This window comes from Geodermatophilus sp. SYSU D00698 (genome assembly GCF_054050335.1).
Map to the genome: position 1 here is coordinate 1 of NZ_JBJGZD010000046.1, position 6,002 is coordinate 6,002.

Annotated in this window: 8 protein-coding genes and 2 tRNA genes; 2 read left to right on the forward strand and 8 right to left on the reverse strand. The window is 75.8% G+C overall.

Annotation, left to right across the window (positions count from 1 at the left end; genetic code table 11):
- Positions 1-72: 72 nt before the first annotated feature.
- Both ACI8AB_RS22595 and ACI8AB_RS22600 read right to left on the reverse strand, forming a co-directional pair.
- Positions 73-723: an aminodeoxychorismate/anthranilate synthase component II gene (locus ACI8AB_RS22595; RefSeq protein ID WP_456951974.1), complete on the reverse strand. Its 651-nt coding sequence runs from the start codon at positions 721-723 to the stop codon at positions 73-75.
- Positions 724-748: 25 nt separating this feature from the next.
- Positions 749-1,513 carry a DUF881 domain-containing protein gene (locus ACI8AB_RS22600; RefSeq protein WP_387988651.1) on the reverse strand — a complete coding sequence of 255 codons (765 nt, stop codon included), beginning with the start codon at positions 1,511-1,513 and terminating at the stop codon, positions 749-751.
- A gap of 137 nt (positions 1,514-1,650) precedes the next feature.
- On the opposite strand from ACI8AB_RS22600, the gene crgA reads away from it, so the two are divergent.
- Together crgA and ACI8AB_RS22610 are read left to right on the forward strand one after the other, a co-directional pair.
- The gene (gene crgA, locus ACI8AB_RS22605) at positions 1,651-1,923 is read left to right on the forward strand and encodes a cell division protein CrgA (RefSeq protein ID WP_387988650.1); all 273 of its coding nucleotides are present in this window, start codon (positions 1,651-1,653) and stop codon (positions 1,921-1,923) included.
- 468 nt (positions 1,924-2,391) lie between these two features.
- A complete protein-coding gene (locus ACI8AB_RS22610) occupies positions 2,392-2,799 on the forward strand; it encodes a PH domain-containing protein (RefSeq protein WP_456951975.1) in 408 nt (135 codons plus the stop codon).
- Positions 2,800-2,815: 16 nt separating this feature from the next.
- Here the strand turns inward: ACI8AB_RS22610 and ACI8AB_RS22615 are convergent, their stop codons facing one another.
- From ACI8AB_RS22615 to ACI8AB_RS22640, 6 genes are all read right to left on the reverse strand, one after another.
- Positions 2,816-3,583, reverse strand: coding sequence for a rhomboid family intramembrane serine protease (locus ACI8AB_RS22615; protein ID WP_456951976.1), 768 nt, complete (start codon positions 3,581-3,583; stop codon positions 2,816-2,818).
- A 128-nt stretch (positions 3,584-3,711) separates the two neighbouring features.
- Positions 3,712-4,245 carry a peptidylprolyl isomerase gene (locus ACI8AB_RS22620; RefSeq protein WP_387988647.1) on the reverse strand — a complete coding sequence of 178 codons (534 nt, stop codon included), beginning with the start codon at positions 4,243-4,245 and terminating at the stop codon, positions 3,712-3,714.
- A gap of 220 nt (positions 4,246-4,465) precedes the next feature.
- Positions 4,466-4,538 (reverse strand) — tRNA-Ala (locus tag ACI8AB_RS22625).
- Between the two features lie 40 nt (positions 4,539-4,578).
- Complete coding sequence (locus ACI8AB_RS22630; protein WP_456951977.1) at positions 4,579-4,728, reverse strand: DLW-39 family protein; 150 nt, start codon at positions 4,726-4,728, stop codon at positions 4,579-4,581.
- 74 nt (positions 4,729-4,802) lie between these two features.
- Positions 4,803-4,876, reverse strand: a tRNA-Ile gene (locus tag ACI8AB_RS22635).
- A gap of 119 nt (positions 4,877-4,995) precedes the next feature.
- Positions 4,996-5,778 (reverse strand): DUF3566 domain-containing protein, encoded by a 783-nt coding sequence (locus ACI8AB_RS22640; RefSeq protein WP_456951978.1) that lies wholly within the window; start codon positions 5,776-5,778, stop codon positions 4,996-4,998.
- Positions 5,779-6,002: the final 224 nt, after the last annotated feature.

Consider the following 6,002-nt stretch of genomic DNA (forward strand, 5'->3'; position numbering starts at 1 on the left):
CCCCCGGCCCCCCCCCCCCCCCCCCCCCCCCCCCCCCCCCCCGCCCCCGCCCCCCCCCCCCCGCCCCGGGGGCTAGACGGCGGCGGCGGAGAGACGGCGGGCGCCCGCGGCGGCGGCCTCGACGACGGCCGGGTCGGGCGCCAGGCCGCACGCGGCCAGCCACGTGGCCAGCATCCGGTGGCCGCCCTCGGTGAGCACCGACTCGGGGTGGAACTGCACGCCCTCGACGGGCAGCTCCCGGTGCCGCAGCGCCATGACGATGCCCGACGCCGTCGCGCCGGTCACCTCGAGCTCGTCGGGCACGGTGGCCCGGTCCACGGCCAGCGAGTGGTAGCGCGTGGCGGTGAAGGGCGAGGGGAGCCCGGCCAGCACGCCGACGCCGTCGTGCACGACCTCGCTGGTCTTGCCGTGCAGCAGCTCCGGCGCGCGGACGACCTCGGCGCCGAAGGCCTCGGCGATCGCCTGGTGACCCAGGCACACGCCCAGCACCGGCGTCCCGGCCTCGGCGGCGGCCCGCACCATCGGGACGGTCACGCCGGCGCCGGCGGGCGTGCCCGGACCGGGGGACAGCAGCACGCCGGCGACGTCGAGGTCGGGCAGCTCGTCGACGGTGACGGCGTCGTTGCGCCGGACGACGCACTGCACGCCGAGCTGGCCCAGGTACTGGACCAGGTTGTAGACGAAGCTGTCGAAGTTGTCGACGACGAGGACGGGCCTGCTCACGCTCCCTGTGTACAGCAGCGCCCGGTCAGCCGTCAGCGGCTGTGGCGTGTGCCATGTCCAGCGGGCCGGTGTAGGCCGGCACCGTGACCTCCGGCCGGTCGCGCACGGCGAAGGTGAGCCCGAAGTCCTCGACCGCCTGCTCGAACACCGCCACCTGCGGGGAGGCGTCCAGCTGCGCGCGGATGGCGGCGGGGTCGCCGATCGCGGTGACGACGAACGGCGGTGACCAGGTCCGCCCGTGGAGCAGCAGGACGTTGCCGACGCAGCGGACGGCGCTGGTGGCGATCAGCCGCTGGTCCATGATCGCCACGCCGTCGGCGCCGGCGGCCCAGACGGCGTTGACGACCGCCTGCACGTCGGACTGGTGGATGACGACGTCGTCGGGGCGGGCGCCCGTCGGCAGGCTGCCGTCGGGCCGGCGCGGGGCGTCGTCGAGGGTGATCTCCACACCGCGGCCGCGGAGGGCGACCAGGCCCGCCGACAGGGCGCCGGCGTCGCCCGCCGCCTGGGCCGAGGCGACGGCGCCGTCGCGGGAGGCCGCCTGGTCGGTGAGCGCCTCGGTCCGGCGCTGCAGCGCGGTCAGCTGCTCCTGCTGGCCGGCGATGACCTCGTTGCGCTGGGCGATGAGCTCGGACAGCTCGGTGACGTCGCCGGCGCGCAGGTCCGAGCCCTCGGCGGTCTGGCCGGAGGTGGCGAACAGCAGCCCTGCCGCGAGCGCCACCACGGGCACCAGGGCGCCCCAGGCCGACCGGCGCCGGGAGGGGCCCACCGGCGGCTCGGAGGCGGTCACGCGGGCTCCTGGGGGACGGGAGGGGGAGGCACGCCGTCGGACGCGGCCGTGCTGGTCCCCTCGGAGCTTAGGCTGGGGAGCGATCGTGCCGGTCGCGACGGACCGGCACCCCAGCGAGTCAGCAGGAGACGGTCGGAGTGCCCAAGTCCAAGGTCCGCAAGAAGTCGGTCTACACGCCGCCCGAGGGCGTGCTGCAGTCGCGCGCGGCCAACGCACGGGCCGTCCAGCCGAGCCCGCGCTGGTACGCGCCGCTCATGGTCGCGCTCATGCTGCTCGGTCTGCTGTGGATCGTCGTCTACTACGTGGCCGGCGACCAGATCCCGTTCATGGTGTCGCTGGGGGCGTGGAACTTCGCCATCGGCTTCGGCGCCATGGTGGTCGGCCTCGTCATGTCGATGCGCTGGCGGTAGCCGCCACACCTCTCCCGAGAGGCCCTCGTCCCGCACCCGGGACGGGGGCCTCTCGTGTACACGGGGGCCGTCCGGCGGTGGACACCGGGGGTGTGGACCGCTGTGCACACACCACCGGTGGATCCACAGGTCGACATGACGCCCTACCCCCAGGGTTGTCCACCGCATGTGGAGAACGCCTGTTCGACTACACGTCGCTGACCTGCGCTTTCGCAACTGGTGAGGCACGTGTGACGAGAAGGGCACCCGAGTAACTACAGGTCTGTGCTTTGTCCCCAGCTGTGTACCCAGCTGTGGATGTGTCGACATGACCGCAGCACCGGGACGGTCACCGAGCGCGAGCACGGCACTGCGGTCGAGGAGTCGACACGCGGGCCGAGCTGGGCAGATCCCCGCCTGCGGTCGGGCGTCCCCACCTCTGCCGGCCTGTGGACAGAGTCGCCGTGGACGTCCTGGGAGGCTGGGGACGTGCGGTGGTCGGCGCGGACGGCGGAGACGGTCACGCTCGGGCTCGGCGGGGTGCTGCTGACGCTGGCCGCCCTGGGGCTCGACACGGCGGGGCGGGTGCTGGTCGGCGCCGCCGGCGTGCTCCTGGTGGGTGCGGCGCTGCGCGACCTCGTCCTGCGGCCGCGGCTGGCGGTGGACGACGCCGGCGTCGTCGTGCGGACGCTGACCGGGCGCACCCGGCTGCCGTGGCCGGGCCTGCGGGTGCGGCTGCGGACGACGCGGCGGCTGGGCGTGCGCTCGCGGCTGCTGGAGCTCGACACCGCCGCGCACCCCGACGACGAGGGCACCCTCGTGCTGCTGGGCCGCCGGGACCTGGGCACCGACCCGGCGTCGGTCGCCCAGGCCCTCGAGGCGTGGCGGCCCGCCTGAGGCGCGGGACGGGCCCTCAGAGGCCGAGGACGACCAGGGGTACCGGTACGGCGAGGGTGAGGGTCACCAGGACTGCGGCGAGCACCACGAGCGACAGTGCCTGCGCCGCCGTCCGCCGGCGGGTGAGGACGAGCAGCCCGGTGGCGAGGGCGCCGGCGACCAGGCCGCCGAGGTGGCCCAGCAGCGAGACGCCGGGCAGGAAGCTGATGACCACGTTGATGGCCAGCAGGGTGAGCAGGCCGCGCAGGTCCTGGTGGGCGACCAGCAGGAGCACGCCGAGGGAGCCCAGGAGGCCGTAGAGGGCCGCGGACGCCCCGGCCACGGGCCGGGCGGGCTCGCCGAACAGCTGGATGGCCACGGCGCCGCCCAGGGCGGACACCAGGTAGACGGCGAGGTAGCGCCACCGGCCCAGGCGCCCCTCGAGCTCGGGGCCGAACACCAGCAGGCTGAGCATGTTCAGCAGCAGGTGGGTGATCCCGATGTGCAGGAACGCCCCGGTGAGCAACCGCCAGTCCTGGCCGAAGACGTCGACGAGGACGGGGACCTGCGAGAACTCCTCGAACACCGGCGAGCGCCAGTTGTCCAGCGGGCTCCGGCCGACCGACACCGCCGACACCGCCGTGACGACGAAGACGACGACGTTGACCGCGACCAGCGAGACGGTGACCGGGCCGAACCGGCGGCGGGCGCCGGACCAGCGGGACACCGGCCGGGGACGGCGGACCCCGGCGGAACCGGCCCGGACGTCGTCGGGGCACTGGAACCCGACGGCGGCCGGCGTCATGCACTCCGGGCAGATCGGCCGGTCACAGCGCGCGCACCGGACGCCGGTCGGCCGGTCCGGGTGGCGGTAGCAGGTGGCCGACGGGGGCGCCGGCGGCCGGCCGGCGCCCCCGTCGTCGGGACCGGTGGTCAGCTGCGCTGCACCTCGACCGACTGGATGACGACGTCCTCGACGGGGCGGTCGTTGCGGCCGGTGCGGACCTTGGCGATGCGGTCCACGACCTCGCGGCTGCTCTGGTCGGCGACCTCGCCGAAGATCGTGTGCTTGCGGTTGAGGTGCGGCGTCGGGCTCACGGTGATGAAGAACTGCGAGCCGTTGGTGCCCGGCCCGGCGTTGGCCATGGCCAGCAGGTACGGGCGGTTGAAGGTGAGCTCGGGGTGGAACTCGTCGCCGAACTGGTAGCCCGGGCCGCCGAAGCCCTGACCGAGCGGGTCGCCGCCCTGGATCATGAAGCCGTCGATGATCCGGTGGAAGACCGTCCCGTCGTACAGCGGGTCGGTGGTCTTCTGCCGGGTCGCCGGGTGCGTCCACTCGCGGCGGCCCTCGGCCAGGTCCGCGAAGTTCGCGACCGTCTTCGGCGCGTGGTCGGGGAACAGGTCGACGGTGATGTCGCCGTGGTTGGTGTGCAGCACGGCACGGCGTGCGGGGGTCGATTCGGTCACGCCGCCCACTCTCCCACTGCTCCGCTGACCCCGAGCACGGGGAGCGGGCCACCCCACGGGGACGATGCACCGGGCGTGTAGGCAGGACGTGCCGGCGGACCTGCACGGCGCTGGGCCGGGCGCCCCGGCCGTCGAGGCCGTGCGGAGGTGGGGGTCACCGGCTGCGGGAGGCCGGCGCCCACCGCCGGGCCGAGCGGCAGGACGCACCGGCGTCCTGCGGTGGAGACGAGGGGAATCGAACCCCTAACCCCCGCCTTGCAAAGGCGGTGCTCTGCCAATTGAGCTACGTCCCCGGGGGCGCTGTCCCCGGGAGCTCCGCGCGGGAGCCCGGGTTCAGCGGGTGGTCGGGCGGCTGACCGACTGGGGGCCGCTGGTGGCCTCGTGCCAGAGGTCGGCCTCGGTCTTGCCGCCGCCGGACGAGCGCCGGCGGACGGCGGCGACGGCACCGGCCGCGACGGCGGCCAGGGCCAGCTTCTTCAGCACGCGGTACCTCCTGGGTACGACGGCGGCCACGGACGGGGCCTCGCTGTCGCGGTGCCGGGGCACCGGTTCACGGGTGGGCCTGGGAGGACTTGAACCTCCGGCCTCATCCTTATCAGGGATGCGCTCTAACCGCCTGAGCTACAGGCCCGTGGACCTCGACCAGCTTACCTGGCCGCCCCCGGGCCCGGACGGGGGGGTCCGGGGGCGGCCCCCCTGCAGGGTCCCGCCGCGCGCCTGCGAGCGGTGGGAGGCAGAGGGGTCCTCCGTCTAGTCCCGCTCGGCGAGCGTGACCTCGAGGCCGCCGACCAGGTCGGCGCAGAGGTTGTAGATGAACGCCGCGACGGTGCACAGCGCGGTCATCAGCACGATGTTGATCGCGCCGATGACGGCCGCGCCGCCGAAGACGACGCCCGGGGTGATGACGTCGCCGCCGCCCTCGCCGCTCGACGACGTGCCCAGCTGGCCGAACAGGTCGTTGAGGGTGTCGAAGACGCCGAGCCCGGACAGGACCCCGTACAGGATCCCGATCGCGACCATCCAGATGAAGAACATCGCGATCGACAGGACCAGCGAGATCTTCAGCGCCGACCAGGTGTCGACGTGCCGCAGCTGCAGCCGCGCCCGCCGCGGACCGCGGTTGCCGCGGTTCCTGGCCTGCTTGCCGGCCTGCTGCTGCGCAGCCGGCGGCTGCTGTGCGGCCGGCGGCTGCTGGGGAGCCCGGGCCGCCGCCGGTGGGGCGGCCACCGCGGCCGGCGGGACCGCCTGGGTGGCGCTCACCGGCCCCGGCATGGTCGCGTCGGCCGGACGGGGAGCCTGCTGGGGCGCCTGCGGCGGGGCCACGGGCGGCACCTGCTGGGCGGACGCCTGGCCGGTGACCGGCTTGGCCAGCGACGGACCCGCGCCCGCCGGCGTGGCCCCGGCCGGGGTCGCCCCGGACGGAGCGGGCGTCTGGCCGGTGGCGGGCGCCGAGCCCGTCGCCGGGGCTCCGTCCGCTCCGGCTGCGCCGTCCGGGCGGACCCCGGTGCGCACCGCCTGCGGCCGGTCGCTCATGCCGTTCTCCCGTTCGCCTGCGGCCCTCGCCGCGCTCTCGCGCCCGGGCGGTCCGGCGTGGTGCCGGAGGCGCCCGGGCGCCGGTCGTGTCCGTCAGCGGGAGCCGGGGGGGGGGGGGGGGGGGGGGGGGGGGGGGGGGGGGGGGGGGGGGGGGGGGGGGGGGGGGGGGGGGGGGGGGGGGGGGGGGGGGGGGGGGGGGGGGGGGGGGGCGGGGGCGGGAGGTG